Genomic DNA, 16,530 nt, shown 5'->3' with positions numbered 1-16,530 from the left:
GATAAAAATGAACAATAAAATCGGCATGAGGATACCCCCGTATTTCGGGAAAGAAGGGATTGAATTCACAGCAAGATGGGCGAATGAAAATGGGATTGAGGTACTTGACCTTCCAAACCTTGATGAGTCAGTTAAAAAAATAGTATCAAACTATCAATTAGATATTGGCTCAATCGACGGAAAAGGGAGTGTTGGGAACACAGATCTTTTAAGCGAGGATGAAGGGAAACGCTGGAATGCAGTCCTCTCTTTAAAGGAACAGTTTGAACAAGTATCAGCATTGGGAGGAAAGGTAATTTTCATGTGTCTTGTGCCGGAAAACAGCCTGATCCCCAAAAAAAGAAGCTTAGAAATATGGAAAGAAACGTTTCCAGAGGTAGTCGGGCTAGCCGAGAAAAACAATCTTTATCTAGCACTTGAAGGCTGGCCTGGTCCTGCACCGGCATATCCAACGCTTGGAGCGACGCCAGAAGTGCTCAGATATATGTTCAACGAGGTGCCGTCCAAGCATTTCGGAGTAAACTATGATCCATCTCATTTGGTGAGACTTGGGATTGATTATCTTCGCTTTCTTGATGAGTTTGGGGAAAAAGTTCTTTACTGTCATGGAAAAGATACAGCGCTGCTCAATGAGGAACAATATGATTTAGGCAATTTGCCTGGCGTATTCGATTCTAAGTATGACTTTTCTGAAGGAGCCTGGCGCTATACGATTCCTGGTCATGGGGAGGTTGATTGGAGGAAGGTCGCTGTCAGATTAGATGCTCTCGGGTATAAAGGTCCAATCAGCATCGAGCTTGAGGATCATCATTATTGGGGTACTCTTGCTTCTGAACAAGAAGGCATTAAGCGTGCTAAAGATTTTCTTCAGTACGTTTTTCATAAAAAGAACACAGGGGGAATGGCAGATGTCAAACATTAAAATTGGGATTATTGGAAGCGGAGGAATTGCTGCAGTACATGCCAAAGCTTACTTGCAAATGACCGATGTAACGATTGCTGCAGTTGCAGACGTCATTCCCGGAAAAGCAAAGGAGTTTATTGAACAGCTTGGAATTCACGATGCCCAGGCATTCGACAGTCATCTTGAATTGCTTGAACTTGATTTAGATGGTGTAAGTGTCTGCACGCCAAATGTTACACATCACAGAACCAGCATTGATTCACTGCTTGCGGATAAACATGTTTTAGTTGAAAAACCGCTGGCCGTCACCTTAGAACAAGCCATTGAAATGGTTGAGACCTCACGCCGTACTGGGAAAATGCTGACAGTAGGATTTCAGCCAAGATACGATCCAAATATGAAAACCATTAAAGAAATTGTTCAATCAGGTCAGCTTGGCGATGTCTATTATATTCAAACAGGCGGAGGAAGAAGAAGGGGGATGCCGGGGGGAACCTTCATTAATAAGGAGCTGGCAGGAGCTGGCGCAATGGCGGATATCGGCTGTTATTCCCTGGATTTAGCTTTAAATGCATTGAATTATCCTAAACCTTTAACAGTTTCAGCCTATACATCGAGTCATTTTGGCAAAAATCCATTGTATCATCATGAAGCAGGCAGATTTGAGGTAGAAGACTTTGGTGTAGCTATGGTTCGTTTAGAGGGAGGGAAGGTGCTCAATTTTAAAATTTCATGGGCGATGCACATGGATTCATTAGGCCCTACCATTTTTCTCGGTACAAACGCCGGACTTAAACTGACACCTGCAGGGCAAGGGCCTTGGAGCGGAGTCTGGGACGGCGGTATTGGAAGTATCTCACTCTTCCATGATATTGTCGGACAGCATTCCGAAACGCTGGTTCCTGTAATTGATCATAAAATAGATATTTTCCATGAAAAAGTAAGAGATTTTGTGTCAGCGATAAAAGAAAATCGTCCAGCCCCAATTCCTGCAGAACAAATCTTAATCAATCAGGCGATTATTGACGGAGTGCTCCGTTCCTCTGCTCTAGGTAAAGAAGTAGATATTAAGGTTCCGGTATTTGTTTAAGTATGTCAGTTTACCAAAACGCCTATGAATTTAGGCGTTTTTTGTTATGTTAAACGAGTTGAATTAATTGATTTATAACAATATTCTCCTCATACTAAATAATATAAAAAGGAGTGGAGGAATTATTTTATGAAAGCAATTGGACTGCATAAATATTTGCCAATCGAACATGAAGAAAGCTTGCTCGACATTGAAATTGAAAAACCAATCCCTTCAGGAAAAGATCTGCTGGTCCAGGTTAAAGCCATTTCCATCAATCCTGTTGATACAAAAGTACGTTCACCAAAAGAAAAAGTAGAGGAAGAGCCTAAAATACTCGGCTGGGATGCAAGCGGCACAGTTGTCGAAACCGGTGAGGATTGTACAGATTTTAAACCTGGCGATGACGTGTTTTATGCAGGAAGTATTACGAGACAGGGAACGTACAGCGAATTCCATCTTGTTGATGAAAGAATTGTCGGAAAGAAGCCTGCTGCTCTTACCCATGCAGAAGCAGCTGCTCTTCCGCTGACTGCGATTACAGCTTATGAAGGGCTGTTCGATCGCCTGGAAATTGATCCCGCTGACAAAGAACGAAACAGCAGGAAACGTATTCTGATTATTGGCGGTGCAGGGGGAGTGGGCTCTATAACCATTCAGCTTGCTAAATGGGCCGGACTGTCAGTCATTGCAACAGCTTCACGCCCTGAAACAAAAGAATGGGCAGAGCGGTACGGTGCAGATCATATCATAAATCATCATAAATCTTTAAAAGCTGAACTTAAAACCATCCAAATTTCAGAAGTAGAATATATCTTTTGTCTGAATAACACGGATCAGCATTGGAGTGGCATGAGCGAAATCATTAAGCCACAAGGAAAGATTTGTTCAATCGTAGAAAACAGAGAGCCTCTTGATTTGAATTTGTTAAAAAGCAAGAGTGTTACCTTTGTCTGGGAATTTATGTTCACCAGAGCGATGTATCAAACGGCAGATATGCAAGAGCAGCAGATCCTGCTGAACAAAATCAGCGAATTGATTGATCAGGGAATTCTAAAAACAACTATAAATCAAACCTTATCCCCAATAAATGCTGAAAATATAAAGAAAGCACATCAATCTCTTGAGTCTGGAAAAACAATCGGCAAAATTGTTCTCGAGCATTTTACTATGTGAAAAAAGCTGGATTAACTAAGCTGTTAAATGCTACACTGGGTGTAACCTTATTGAACGGAGGGATTTCTAATGGCATTCATGCGTATCCGACTGCGTACATTGTTCTGCTAATTGAATAGTGACAAATAAATCGGATAGGTCTGCCTTTTATAGAAATTCTAATAGTATTTTAAAGAAGAGGGAGAGCTTTCTGCCTCTTTTTGCTTTGCAAAAAAAGTTTCAGCCAAAGGCGGGTCCTCTTCCGATCTTAAAGAGGAGAGATAACGAATGACTGTTGATATATTAAAGCTTGCACGTAAGAATGGTTTAAACCTGATTGAAGAAACGGCCGTATTGAATGAGTCAGGAATGGATTTTCAGGTCTTAATTGCAGAAGATGAGAGCGGCGTTTCGTGGGTTCTCAGAAAGCCGAGACGTCCTGATGTTATTCAAAGAGGCGGTAATGAAGGGAAAGTTTTGAATTTAGTTCAAAAACACCTCCCTGTGAGTGTGCCAGAGTGGAAATTAAATACCCCTGAATTAATTGCCTATCCGACGGTTCCGGGAATCCAGACAGGTTCGATTGATATGAACATTCGTAACTATGTCTTTAATATAAACACCGAAAACCTTTCAAGATCATTTGTTCAATCATTGGCAGGAGTGATGTCTGCCTTGCATAACATAGACCATTTTGAAGCAGCCAAATGCGGAGTTGAAGTATTAAGCCCTGACCAAGTACGTCAATCACTCAGTGAACGAATGGATAAAGTGAAAAAAGAAATAGGGACAGCTGATGAACTGTGGAAACGATGGCAGCAATGGCTATCAGATGATTCGTTTTGGCCGGGACATTCTTCATTTATCCATGGAGACCTGCATCCGCCTCACATATTAATAGATAAAGAGGAGAGGGTCTGCGGAATTCTCGACTGGACAGAAGCAAAAGTGACAGATCCTGGTAAGGATTTTGTCTTGTTTGCTACTATCTTTGGAGAAAAAGAACTCGGCTATTTATTGGGAGAGTATGAAAAATCCGGCGGAATAGTATGGCCAAAAATGAGAGAGCATATTATGGAATTTAAGGCTGCCTATGGCATCGATATTGCTGAGTTTGCTTTAACCACTGGGGCAGATGAGCATTATATTATGGCCAAACAGGCATTGGGTTTATAAAAAACTATTTCTGGCGGTCTGCATAACAGCAGGCTGCTTTTTTATGCTGATTTTTATATTTATTCAGTAAATTCTAATAATTAATTGAAAAATGTAATTCATAATGTTTAAATGTAATTATAACTGATCACTTGTCAGATATGTGATGTCTGAAAAGAAAGGCTGTGAATAGGTGCTAATTGAAAAAATTTCAACAAAGAAAGTTTCAGATACCGTCAGCGAGCAAATCGAGAAAATAATTTTAGACGGCTCGATACCTGCAGGCGAAAAGCTTCCATCAGTAAGAGAGCTTTGCGAGAGGTTTGGAGTAGGACGATCAGCCGTACGTGATGCCATAACTGTTTTAAAAGGAAAAGGCTTTGTAAAAGTGAAACAGGGCGAGGGCACGTACGTCAGCAAGTTTGACTCCTCAAAGATTTTCAACAAAGCTGTTATGCTTCCAAATGCGAATGATATTACTGAGCTTTTTCAAGTAAGAAAAATCGTCGAAACTGGCATGGCTGAAATGGCTGCATGTAATCGCTCTGAAAAAGATCTTACGCTAATGAAAATGATCTTAACAACTCAGACAGATGCCCCCTGGGATGATGATTATCAGTTTCACTTATCGATTGCAAAAGCAACCGGAAACTCGCTGCTGATTCAGTTTGTACAAGTTATTTCCACCACGATTAAAAATGCAATGATTGATTTTCACCAATTTATCAAAAGTGATTCTGAGGCGATAGAAACCATTGCAGAACACCATGAACGCATCTTCGAAAGCATTTCATCCGGAACTCCAAATCTATCAAATGATTACATGCTGCAGCATTTAACATTCGTAGAATCCATCCTTCACAAGAGTCTTCAGCAGAGAAGCTGAATTTTTTTGAAAATAAAACGAAACGTTGTTTGTTATTACGAAACAATAGGAGGTTTGGTTTTGATATTGACAGAATTAATTTCTCTTTTACCTGAAGAAAAAGTAAAGACGGAGGGACAGGCAAATCACTTGCTTGGCAATAATGGAGAAATGACTGTTTTTCCAACTACAGAAGAGGAAATCATACAAGTCCTTAAATTTGCTGATCAGAATGACAAAAAAGTTTCCATAATCGGCGGCGGGACAAAGCGCGGATTTGGAGGATTATCAGAATATGCAGATATCCAATTATCCATGACTCATTACAGCGGTATTACAGAGCATACTCCCGGTGATATGACAGTAACCGTAAAAGCAGGGACAACATTTAAAGAATTGCAGGATTATTTAGCAAAGCATCAGCAGAAAGTTTCACTCGATCCAGCTTGGCCGGAGTATTCAACTATTGGAGGAATTATCGCTTCGAATGAAAGCGGTCCCAAACGGCTTGGATATGGATCAGCACGAGATTCAGTTATTGGTCTTAGAATCGTTTATCCTGATGGACGCGTTATTCGCTCTGGCGGAAAAGTGGTAAAAAACGTTGCTGGCTACGATATGAATAAACTTTTTATAGGATCAATGGGCACGCTTGGAGTTGTGACGGAGATAACTTTAAAGCTTAGGCCGATCCCAAAATACGAAAGTCTTATTCTTTTATCTTTTCCAATTGAACTTCAGGAAGAAATGAGGCTGTTTGTGATTAAACTGCTGGATTCCATGATGGAGCCCATTGCTTTAGAACTGCTGAGCCCTGCCATATCTAAACGTTTAACAAATCACGATATGTATACGCTTGCAATTAGTTTTGAGGATTTCGAGCCATCAGTCCGCTATCAGGAAGAATTTATTAAAAGCATTGTGCCTGCGGGTTCACTGTTCTCTCTCCTGCCCCAAGCGGAAGCAGAATTGTTTTGGGATGCGTTTTACAAGACAGCGCCTAATGGTGTTACCTCAAAGCCTGGTTCTATTACGGAAGCTTGCTTAAAAATAGGCGTAAAAAACATGGATATTTTCCAAATCGTGAAGGAATGTGCCGAATTGCACAAGACGGCGTCGTCTATTGAAGCTCATGGCGGATTAGGACACGGATTATGCCAAGTCATCCTGAAGGGAAGCAGCAATGACGTCATGAATGCAATTGAGCGTATACAGCAAGCTGCATCTCAATTGGGAGGCTATACAATCATTAAGCATCTGCCTTACGCATTGCGCCACAAAACGGAAGTATGGGGAGAAAAGCCATCCTGCTTCTTTCTGATTCAAGGAATTAAAACCGCAATTGATCCACATTCAGTCCTGAATTACAAACGTTACTTGGGAGGGATCTAGTTGAGCATAAGAGAAAGCGACTTAAAGCAAGCTGCCCCGGCATGCAAGGACACAAGTCTCAGCAATTATTTGTGGAAGGATCATCCGGACGAGAGCAAGTGGGCAGATTGCGTCCATTGCGGCATGTGTCTGGAGTCCTGTCCAACCTATGAGATCACCGGTCAGGAGCAGCACTCTCCGCGAGGCAGGGTGCATCTGATCAAATCAGTAGCAGATGGGAAGCTTCAAGTAAACGAACAATTCATGGATCCTGTCTTCGCCTGTCTGGATTGCAGAGCCTGTACGACGGCATGTCCGGCAGATGTGGATGTCGGGGGTCTCATTGAAGAAGCAAGGGGCCAAATCCGTCAGGCTATGCCATTAACGGGTGTAAAAGGAACCGTAAGCAAATTTTTTTTAAATGGGCTGTTCCCTCATCAAAACCGTTTGAACACTGTGGGCAGTCTGCTTAAATTTTATCAAAAAAGCGGAATGCAAAAAGCTGTGCGCAAAACGGGGATGCTGAAGGTCATGCCAAAACATCTTGCTGAAATGGAAGCCATTATGCCGGAAATCAAGCAGCCGGTCCGCAAAAAGTACAAAAATCATACGGTCATTTCGGCACAGGGGGAGACAAAGACTGAAGTATCCTTCCTGACAGGCTGTGTAATGGACGTTATGTTCAGTGATATTAATGAATCTACAATAAATGTGTTAACAAAGAACGGAAATGAAGTCACCATTCCGCAAAATCAGACATGCTGCGGAGCCCTTCACGTTCATGCGGGCGACAGAGATACAGGCCGCAAACTTGCAAAGCAAAACATTGAGGCTTTTAAAGATTCGGATAAAGTCATTGTGAATGCAGCAGGCTGCGGATGCATGCTTAAGGAGTACGGGGAATTATTCAGAGAAGTAGAGACAGAATGGCATGAGAAAGCAGAAGAATTTGCGGCAAAAGTAGTGGATGTTTCGAAATACCTCCATGGCACCGGCTATGAAAAGCCTAAAGCTGAATTAAACACTAGAATCACGTATCACGATGCATGCCACTTGGCACATGGACAGGGAGTGCGCCAAGAGCCCCGCGATATCTTACTCGATATTCCGGGCGTGGAAATGGTTCATATGCCAAACGCTGACAGATGCTGCGGAAGTGCAGGCATCTACAATATAACAAATCCGGAAATGGCAGGGGCTGTGCTTGAAAGCAAAATGGAAAATGTCCCTGATGATGTTGAAATGATTTCAATGGGCAACCCGGGCTGCATGCTGCAAATGGCTATGGGTGTTCAAAAATTCGGAAGAAATCAAAAGGTTGTTCATACTGTCCAGCTGCTGGATTGGGCCTATCAAATGGAGAAAAAAGGAAAGGAAGAACTGTAATGGCTATTAAAAGACTTAAAACGAAAGATAAACATATTCATAGCCTTGCAAAGCTGACTGGGGGTCCATCAAACATTCTCTATCATAAGGAAGATTTAATTGCCTATGATTGCGATGGTTTTACCATTCACAAACATTTGCCAAAAGCGGTTGTCTTTCCGAAAAATACAGAGGAAGTTGCGTCAATTGTCAAATACTGTTCAGAAAATCAGCTGCCATTCCTTGCGAGAGGTGCCGGAACAGGTTTAAGCGGCGGCGCCATTCCAATTAACGGTGAAGTCATAATCAGTCTGGTAAAGATGAAAAAGCTGATCAGTGTAGATCTTGAAAATAGACGTGCGGTGGTTGAACCCGGATTTATTAATCTAAAATTAACAAATTCTATTGCAGATAAAGGTTATTACTACGCACCGGACCCGTCCAGTCAATATTGCTGCACAATCGGAGGCAACGTTGCTGAAAATGCAGGCGGAGCCCATTGCCTTAAATATGGTGTAACGACAAATCATATCCTTGGACTGGAGGTTGTACTGCCGAACGGAGAGATTATTGAAATTGGAAAAAACGGAATCCCTGATTCGCCGGGCTATGACCTGCTTGGATTAATAACTGGATCAGAAGGAACGCTCGGGATCGTCACAAAGATCACTGTTAGAATCTTAAAAAATCCAGAGTCAAAGCAAACGGTTCTTGCTTACTTTGATAGTGTTTCAGACGGCAGCGGAGCTGTTTCAGATATTATTTCAGCAGGAATTGTTCCAGCAGCACTTGAAATGATGGATAAGGCTGCAATTGAAGGAGTTGAAGCTGCTGCCTTTCCAGTGGGCCATCCAAGAGACATTGAAGCTGTTTTATTAATAGAAGTAGACGGCATTTCCGCCGGTATCGATGAACAGATCGCGCAGATTCTTGAGGTGTGCACAAAATGGAATGTCCGTGAAGTAAAGGCTGCTGAAAGTGAAGCAGAGCGTGCAAGATGGTGGGCAAACCGAAAAACAGGCTTTGGAGCAATGGGGGCTATTTCACCGGATTATCTTGTACAGGATGGAGTCATTCCGCGAAGCAGACTTCCAGAAGTCCTTGAAAAAATCAATCAGATCAGCAAAGAATCGGGTCTTCGGATCGCCAATATCTTTCATGCCGGAGACGGCAATCTACATCCGCTTGTCTTGTTCGATTCAAGGATTCCCGGTCAAACAGAAGCAGCCTTAAAAGCAGGCAGTGAATGTCTAAAGGTTTGTGCTGAAGTTGGCGGAACCATTACAGGCGAGCATGGGGTGGGTATTGAAAAGAGAGAAGAAATGCGGTTTGTCTTTACGGATGAAGAGATTTTAGCCCAAACAAAAGTCCGGGAAGTCTTTAACCCTGATAATCTATTGAATGCAGGTAAATTATTTCCAAGTCCGGGACGCTGTGCTGAAGTGAAAAAAGAAATGAAAGCTGCAGCGCTGTAAAATAAATTGGTAAAATGTTCTGAAAATGATTGAAACCGCTTTGATTTTCATGCTATTATTTTTTTAACAAAAAGAAAAACAACGTTTCGTAATAACAAACACAAGGAGGAACGAATGATGAAAGGCTATATTCAAAAAGGCAATCTCCAGGTAGCAGACACTCTCTATAAATTTATTAATTCAGAAGCACTCCCGCAGACAGGTTTAGATCAGGATGCATTCTGGTCAGGTTTTGAGGCCATTGTTAAGGAGCTGACTCCCCAAAACAAAGAACTATTGAAAATCCGCGATGAGATTCAGAACAAAATTCATTCATGGCACAGGGAAAACAATAAAACATTTGATGTTGAATCGTATAAAGCATTCTTGTATGAAATTGGATATTTGGAGCCTGAGGCAGAAGAGTTTAAGATTACAACACAAAATGTTGATGATGAGATTGCTGTTCAGGCTGGACCTCAATTAGTCGTGCCGGTCAATAATGCGCGCTATGCCATCAATGCAGCAAATGCACGCTGGGGCAGCCTATATGACGCCCTTTACGGTACAGATGCCATCAGTGAAGAGGACGGTGCACACAGCAAAGGACAATATAACCCAGTGCGCGGAGAAAAAGTCATTGAATTTGCGCACAATTTCCTTGATGAAACAGTGCCTTTAAAAGATGCATCCCATAAAGATGCTGCAGAATACGTGATTATGGATGGAATATTATCAGTCACGTTAAGCAACGGTCAAAAAACAGTTCTTAAAGAGAAAGAAAAATTGGCTGGCTACCAGGGGGAAGCAAATTCTCCAGCTGCAATCCTATTAAAAAACAACGGGCTGCATTTTGAAATACAAATTGACCGCAGGCATCCAATCGGCAAAACAGATCTAGCCGGCGTAAAAGATATTCTGCTTGAAGCAGCGCTGACCACTATAATGGATTGTGAAGATTCCGTTACAGCTGTTGATGCTGATGATAAAGTTATCGTCTATCGAAATTGGCTAGGATTAATGACAGGAAATTTAGCAGCAACTTTCAATAAAGGCAACCAAACAATGATCCGGACCTTGAACCCTGACCGGTCGTATACCTCAGTAAATGGCGAAGAGTTTACTCTTTCAGGGAGATCGCTCATGTTTGTAAGAAATGTAGGTCATCTTATGACGAACAATGCCATTCTTGATGAAAACGGTGATGAAATACAAGAAGGCATCCTCGATTGCGTGATGACTGCAATGCTTGCAAAACACTCATTACTCGGAACCGGACAATATCAAAACTCTTCAAAAGGATCTGTCTACATTGTTAAACCGAAGATGCATGGATCAAAAGAAGTTGCTTTTGCCAACACTCTTTTTAATAAAGTCGAGGATTTGCTCGGGCTTGAACGCAATACCATTAAAATCGGGGTTATGGATGAAGAAAGACGGACGTCTCTAAACTTGAAAGCAGCAATACGTGAAGTTAAAGACCGAATCGCATTCATTAATACAGGATTCTTGGACCGCACCGGCGATGAAATTCATACTTCTATGGAAGCTGGCCCAATGATTCCTAAAAATGATATGAAATCTTCAGCATGGCTTCAGGGCTATGAAAAATCAAATGTTTATGCAGGCCTTGAAAGCGGCTTTCAGGGCCGTGCCCAAATTGGCAAAGGCATGTGGGCGATGCCGGATTTAATGGCAGAGATGCTTAAGCAAAAGTCTGGCCATTTAAAAGCAGGAGCAAACACCGCGTGGGTTCCTTCACCTACAGCAGCTACACTTCATGCCTTGCACTATCACAAGATAGATGTAACAGAAGTCCAGAATCAGCTTAAGGATGATGTGAAGGATCTAAGAAATGACATCCTCACCATTCCTGCTGCAGAAAAAGCAAACTGGAGCAAGGAGGAAATTCAGCAGGAGCTTGATAATAACGCACAAGGAATACTTGGATATGTTGTTCGCTGGGTCGAACAGGGCGTCGGATGCTCAAAAGTGCCCGATTACTATAATGTCGGCCTGATGGAAGACCGTGCAACGCTCAGGATCTCAAGTCAGCATCTTGCAAACTGGCTGCACCATGGCATCTGCACGAAAGAGCAAGTGAAAGAAACACTTGAACGCATGGCCAAAGTTGTAGACAAACAGAATGAAGGAGATTCGCGTTATCTGCCGATGGCGCCTAATTACGAAAATTCGGTTGCTTTCCAGGCAGCATGCGACCTTGTTTTTGAAGGCTACGATCAGCCAAATGGATACACAGAACCAATTCTGCATCGACGCCGTTTAGAAGCTAAAGCTAAATTTGCTGTAAAGCAATAACCTATTCATTTATTTTAAGGAGATGAGGCAATGCAGCACCTTCGGGAAAAATCGCTGGAACTTCACAAGCGTTCAAATGGGAAATTAAGTGTTACTGTTAAAGTTTCTGTAGAAAATTCACATGATTTAAGTCTTGTTTATTCCCCAGGGGTGGCAGAGCCTTGCAGAGAAATTCATCAAAATCCAGAAAAAATATACGACTATACGATGAAGGGCAATTTGGTAGCTGTCATTTCAGACGGATCAGCTGTATTAGGCTTAGGGAATATCGGAGCAGCCGCTTCAATGCCTGTAATGGAGGGAAAAGCCGCTTTATTTAAAGCATTTGCCGACATTGATGCTTTTCCGCTTTGTCTGAATACGAATGATCCTGATGAGATCATTGCAATTGTGAGAGCGCTGGAACCTACTTTTGGCGGAGTTAATTTAGAGGATATCTCAGCTCCAAATTGTTTTATCATTGAGGAACGTTTAAAACAGGAAATGAATATCCCGGTTTTCCACGACGATCAGCACGGAACAGCAATTGTAACAGCAGCAGGACTGATAAATGCTCTAAAGATGGTTAATAAACGCCTTGAAAAAGTGAAAATCGTTGTAAATGGCGCCGGTGCTGCCGGAATTGCGATTACTAAGCTGCTCCTTGAAATGGGAGCAGAAAATGTCATCATGTGTGATACGAAAGGCGCAATATTCAAAGGAAGATCTTCCGGCATGAATCCGATGAAAGAATTGATTTCAGAGCTGACAAATAAAAGCTTATTCCAAGGTTCGCTCGGCGAGGCTTTAGAGAATGCGGACGTTTTTATTGGCGTTTCTGCTGCGGGAGCTGTTTCATCTGAAATGGTTCAAGGGATGAATAAGGATGCAATTATTTTCGCCATGGCGAATCCTGATCCGGAAATCATGCCTGAAGCTGCAAAAGCGGCTGGAGCAGTGATCGTTGGAACAGGAAGGTCAGATTTGCCTAATCAAGTCAATAATGTCCTGGCATTTCCAGGGATTTTTAAAGGCGCCCTGCAAGTGCATGCCACTGAAATCAATGAGGAAATGAAAATGGCTGCTGTCTATGCCATTGCGGATTTAATTACACCATCAGAGCTTGAATATGAGTATGTCATTCCGCATGCTTTTGATAAAAGAGTTGCCGCCGCTGTATCAGAAGCTGTTGCAAAAGCAGCCGTCAGATCTGGAGCTGCCCGCAAATCAACTGTTTGAAAGGATTACAGCCATGAAATTTGTCCGATTTACAGATCAGTCAGCTATCTATCATGGAGTTTTACAAGACTCTGAAATCAAAGAAATACAAGGTGATATGTTTAAAGACTGGGAGTATACAGGCCGTTCTTTTCAAAGAGAACAGGCTCAGCTTCTAGCGCCCTTACAGCCAAATCAGATTATCGGAATAGGTGCAAACTATGTTTCTGATAAGAAGGATCTGCCTGAGGTTCTGCCTGAAATTCCGGTATTTTTTTTCAAGCCGACATCATCCGTAATTGGACCGGAAGAAAAAATTGTCATACCTGATGGTGCAAAACAGGTGAAATTCGAGTCAGAGCTTGCAATTATCATCGGGAAAGAGGCAAAAAATGTCCGTGAATCAGATGTTCTGGACTATGTATTTGGCTACACTGTAGGAAATGACGTAACAGCTCCAGCCTTTTTCCACGGAGACGGACACTGGACAATCGGAAAATCATTTGACACATTCACGCCTTTAGGACCATTGATTGAAACAGAGCTGGATCCATTCAATGTGAATGTGGAAGCCAGATTAAACGGGACTTTGAAACAGGATAGCCCGACCGAACTCATGATTATTTCGATTCGAAAAATGATTTCCTATTTGACCAGCGTTATGACCCTAAATGCAGGGGACGTGATATTAACAGGAAGTCCTGTTGGGGCAGAATTAGTCAATACAGGTGATGTCATTGAATGCGAAATCAAGGAAATCGGCATTCTGAGGAATTCATTTGCCAAAGCACGAGAAAGCGTTAAAAGTTAAATGATCCTTTTCTTTACCCGGAATCAGGCAGGATATACTAGAGTTAAAGTCAATTTGCACCAGAGGTGAGAGCATTGGATCGAGAAAATATGGTAAAGTCCGTCAGCCGGGCACTTGATATAATCACGCTCGTAAGTTTAAAAAAAGGCGGACTTGGGGTTACCGAAATAGCGAATCAAATCGATATAAACAAAAGCTCCGTTTACAGGATATTGTCTACGCTAGTGCAATACGGATATGCAGAACAGGATGCTGAGACGGGAAAGTACAAGCTTGGCTATAAATTCCTGGAAATCAGCTCAAAGCTGCTTGAATCAATCGATCTTAGAGCTGAGGCAAGAATGTATTTACAGGAGCTTGAAAATGAAACAAATGAGGTCATCCATTTAGTCGTGTATGATCAGGGTGAGGTTGTGTATATAGAAAAGCTTGATGGAAGTGAAACACTGCGGATGCACTCAAAAGTCGGCAAGCGTGCTCCAATGCATTGTACATCAGTTGGAAAAGCGATTCTTGCCCATCTTCCATCAAGTGTGGTTTTGGATATTTTAGAGCGGAAAGGCCTGCCAATGCATACGGACAAAACGATTACAAATAAAGATGATTTCCTTTTGGAGCTGAATACCGTCAGACAAAAGGGATATGCTTTGGACCTTGAAGAGAATGAAAACGGGATCACATGCATTGCCGTGCCGATTTTTGACCATATAGGCAATGCAATCGCAGCTGTCAGTATTTCAGGTCCAACTATACGAATGACAGAACATAGGCTGGAACAGCTTCAGTCCCGCATGCAGCACATCGGCAGGCAAATATCCGCAAGACTTGGCTTTGAAAAGAAAGAATGATCTTAAATTGTATGATTTGTTCGGGTTCACTTTTTTATAGGTATACCGGACAAATTTTTTTTGAGAAATAAAAGAAATTAAATATTCCAAATATTATCGAGGTAACTTTTGTTATACAACAATAATAAATATTTTTGTATAACATGTTTCTTTACTTGTAAATGCTGCGCATTTCGAAACAAAAAGGGGGAAATGTTTTTGAGTACCGGGATGTTGGGATTTTTGTCACTGCTGCCGATCTTAGTTGTGGGAATCTTCTTGGTAGGTCTCAGGTGGCCAGCCAGCAAAGCCATGCCAATATCGTATTTAACCGCGATTGGACTTGCGCTGTTTGTATGGAAAGTACCTGGAGCAACAGTTGCAGCAGCATCTGTCAATGGACTAGTGGTAGCAGCCACGCTGCTGTATATTATTTTCGGGGCGATCCTGCTGTTAAACACACTGCAGGAGAGCGGAGGAATAAAAACCATTCGTCAGGGCTTTACGGATATTTCAGTGGACAGACGCATTCAGGTCATCATCATCGCGTGGCTGTTCGGTTCATTTATTGAAGGAGCATCAGGCTTTGGAACACCGGCCGCTGTTGCTGTACCCTTGATGGTCGGACTTGGATTTCCGGCAATGGCAGCTGTTATTGCTGGAATGGTCATTCAAAGTACTCCAGTTTCATTTGGTGCCGTTGGAACACCAATGCTTGTCGGCGTTCAAACAGGCTTATCTGCAGATGCTGGCATTACGGATGATTTCCTTGCACTTGTCACCGAAATTGGAGGTCAGGTTGCGATTTTACATATGATTGCCGGAACGCTGATTCCGCTGTTCGTAGTCGCATTGATGACCAGATATTTCGGTAAAAACAAATCATTTACTGAAGGATTGAAAGTTTGGAAATTTGCATTGTTTTCAGCATTTGCTATGACGATTCCATATGTCATCGTAGCAAATACTTTAGGACCCGAGTTTCCATCAATGGTCGGCGGTTTGACCGGACTTGCAATTGTAGTTTTCGCTGCTAAAAAGGGTTTCCTGATGCCGCCAAAAGAAGAAGCATGGGATTTTGAAGAAAAGTCAAAATGGGATCCTGAGTGGACGGGTTCACTTGAAATGAAAGATATCACTCACAAGAGCGGAAATATGAGCATGCTTAAAGCGTGGGCACCCTATATTCTAGTTGGAGCATTTTTAGTAATTTCAAGATTGAAAGCGCTTCCTGTAATAGATTGGCTTCAATCATGGGTTGTGTCGTTTCCGAACATGTTCGGCTCTGAAGTCAGTGCAAGCTTTCAGCCGCTTTATTTGCCTGGAACCATCTTTATCTTAGTATCACTCATTACTTTCTTTCTTCATGGGATGAATGGGAGCGCATACAAATTGGCATGGTCTCAATCAGCTAAAACTACATTAGCCGCTTCTACAGCACTTGTATTTACAGTGCCAATGGTTCAGGTATTTACAAATTCAAAAGGAGGAGCAGCGGGTTTTGACGCGATGCCAATCGAACTCGCAAACGGAGCAGCTGCAATAGCAGGTGAATTTTGGCCGTTTTTCGCTACTTTCATAGGTGGAATTGGAGCATTTATCGCCGGAAGCAACACGGTCAGCAACATGATGTTCAGTTTATTCCAATATGATGTTGGCTCACAAATTGGTGTAGATCCTACTTGGATTGTAGCGCTTCAAGCCGTAGGAGGAGCTGCAGGAAACATGATTTGTGTTCATAATGTCGTTGCGGCATCAGCGGTAGTAGGGTTAATTGGAAAAGAAGGAGTTGTGATTAGGAAAACGTTATTTCCATTCTGTTATTATGCTCTTTTATCTGGTGCAGTCGGCTATTCGATTGTATGGTATTCACAAAAAGGAATCTTCAATCTTGGCTCCTATGTTGCTGCAGCGATTGCAATGGCTGCCATTTATATAGTGGCAACGAATCAGAAGCGTGCAGCATTGATTGTGGGCAATGATCGAAATATGAAATCATAGGATTTATTTTTGCAGAAGCTGCCATTTTAAATGGCAG

General features: G+C 42.2%; 13 protein-coding genes. All 13 read left to right on the top strand.

Features of this window, described 5'->3' with window-relative positions; translation table 11 throughout:
- The first annotated feature begins 7 nt into the window (after window positions 1-7).
- The 13 genes from LIT25_13130 to LIT25_13070 all read left to right on the top strand — a co-directional run bounded on the left by LIT25_13130 (window position 8) and on the right by LIT25_13070 (window position 16,493).
- Window positions 8-922, top strand: a complete 915-nt coding sequence (locus LIT25_13130; GenBank protein ID USK31622.1) for a sugar phosphate isomerase/epimerase — start codon at window positions 8-10, stop codon at window positions 920-922.
- Entirely contained in the window at window positions 909-1,994 is a 1,086-nt protein-coding gene (locus tag LIT25_13125) for a Gfo/Idh/MocA family oxidoreductase (GenBank protein USK31621.1), read from the top strand. Before LIT25_13130 ends, LIT25_13125 begins: the two co-directional genes overlap by 14 nt.
- 129 nt (window positions 1,995-2,123) lie before the next feature.
- On the top strand, window positions 2,124-3,149 hold the full coding sequence (locus tag LIT25_13120) for a zinc-binding alcohol dehydrogenase family protein (protein ID USK31620.1): 1,026 nt from the start codon (window positions 2,124-2,126) through the stop codon (window positions 3,147-3,149).
- 267 nt (window positions 3,150-3,416) lie between these two features.
- Window positions 3,417-4,304, top strand: a complete 888-nt coding sequence (locus LIT25_13115) for a macrolide 2'-phosphotransferase (protein USK31619.1) — start codon at window positions 3,417-3,419, stop codon at window positions 4,302-4,304.
- A gap of 172 nt (window positions 4,305-4,476) precedes the next feature.
- The gene (locus LIT25_13110; protein USK31618.1) at window positions 4,477-5,169 is read left to right on the top strand and encodes a FadR family transcriptional regulator; all 693 of its coding nucleotides are present in this window, start codon (window positions 4,477-4,479) and stop codon (window positions 5,167-5,169) included.
- A gap of 60 nt (window positions 5,170-5,229) precedes the next feature.
- Window positions 5,230-6,540, top strand: a complete 1,311-nt coding sequence (locus LIT25_13105; protein USK31617.1) for an FAD-binding oxidoreductase — start codon at window positions 5,230-5,232, stop codon at window positions 6,538-6,540.
- Complete coding sequence (locus LIT25_13100) at window positions 6,541-7,905, top strand: (Fe-S)-binding protein (protein USK31616.1); 1,365 nt, start codon at window positions 6,541-6,543, stop codon at window positions 7,903-7,905.
- On the top strand, window positions 7,905-9,359 hold the full coding sequence (locus LIT25_13095; GenBank protein ID USK31615.1) for an FAD-binding protein: 1,455 nt from the start codon (window positions 7,905-7,907) through the stop codon (window positions 9,357-9,359). Before LIT25_13100 ends, LIT25_13095 begins: the two co-directional genes overlap by 1 nt.
- Before the next feature lie 117 nt (window positions 9,360-9,476).
- Window positions 9,477-11,657, top strand: coding sequence for a malate synthase G (locus LIT25_13090; protein USK36272.1), 2,181 nt, complete (start codon window positions 9,477-9,479; stop codon window positions 11,655-11,657).
- A gap of 30 nt (window positions 11,658-11,687) precedes the next feature.
- Entirely contained in the window at window positions 11,688-12,875 is a 1,188-nt protein-coding gene (locus LIT25_13085) for an NAD-dependent malic enzyme (protein ID USK31614.1), read from the top strand.
- Between the two features lie 13 nt (window positions 12,876-12,888).
- On the top strand, window positions 12,889-13,665 hold the full coding sequence (locus tag LIT25_13080) for a fumarylacetoacetate hydrolase family protein (protein ID USK31613.1): 777 nt from the start codon (window positions 12,889-12,891) through the stop codon (window positions 13,663-13,665).
- Between the two features lie 74 nt (window positions 13,666-13,739).
- Window positions 13,740-14,513, top strand: a complete 774-nt coding sequence (locus LIT25_13075) for an IclR family transcriptional regulator (protein ID USK31612.1) — start codon at window positions 13,740-13,742, stop codon at window positions 14,511-14,513.
- Window positions 14,514-14,711: 198 nt separating this feature from the next.
- Window positions 14,712-16,493 carry an L-lactate permease gene (locus LIT25_13070; GenBank protein USK31611.1) on the top strand — a complete coding sequence of 594 codons (1,782 nt, stop codon included), beginning with the start codon at window positions 14,712-14,714 and terminating at the stop codon, window positions 16,491-16,493.
- The last annotated feature ends 37 nt before the right edge of the window (window positions 16,494-16,530 follow it).

The organism is Bacillus sp. F19 (genome assembly GCA_023823795.1).
Classification (GTDB): domain Bacteria; phylum Bacillota; class Bacilli; order Bacillales; family Bacillaceae; genus Bacillus_P.
Note: the sequence above shows the minus strand (reverse complement) of the source record. Positions and strands in the feature narration are given on the sequence as shown.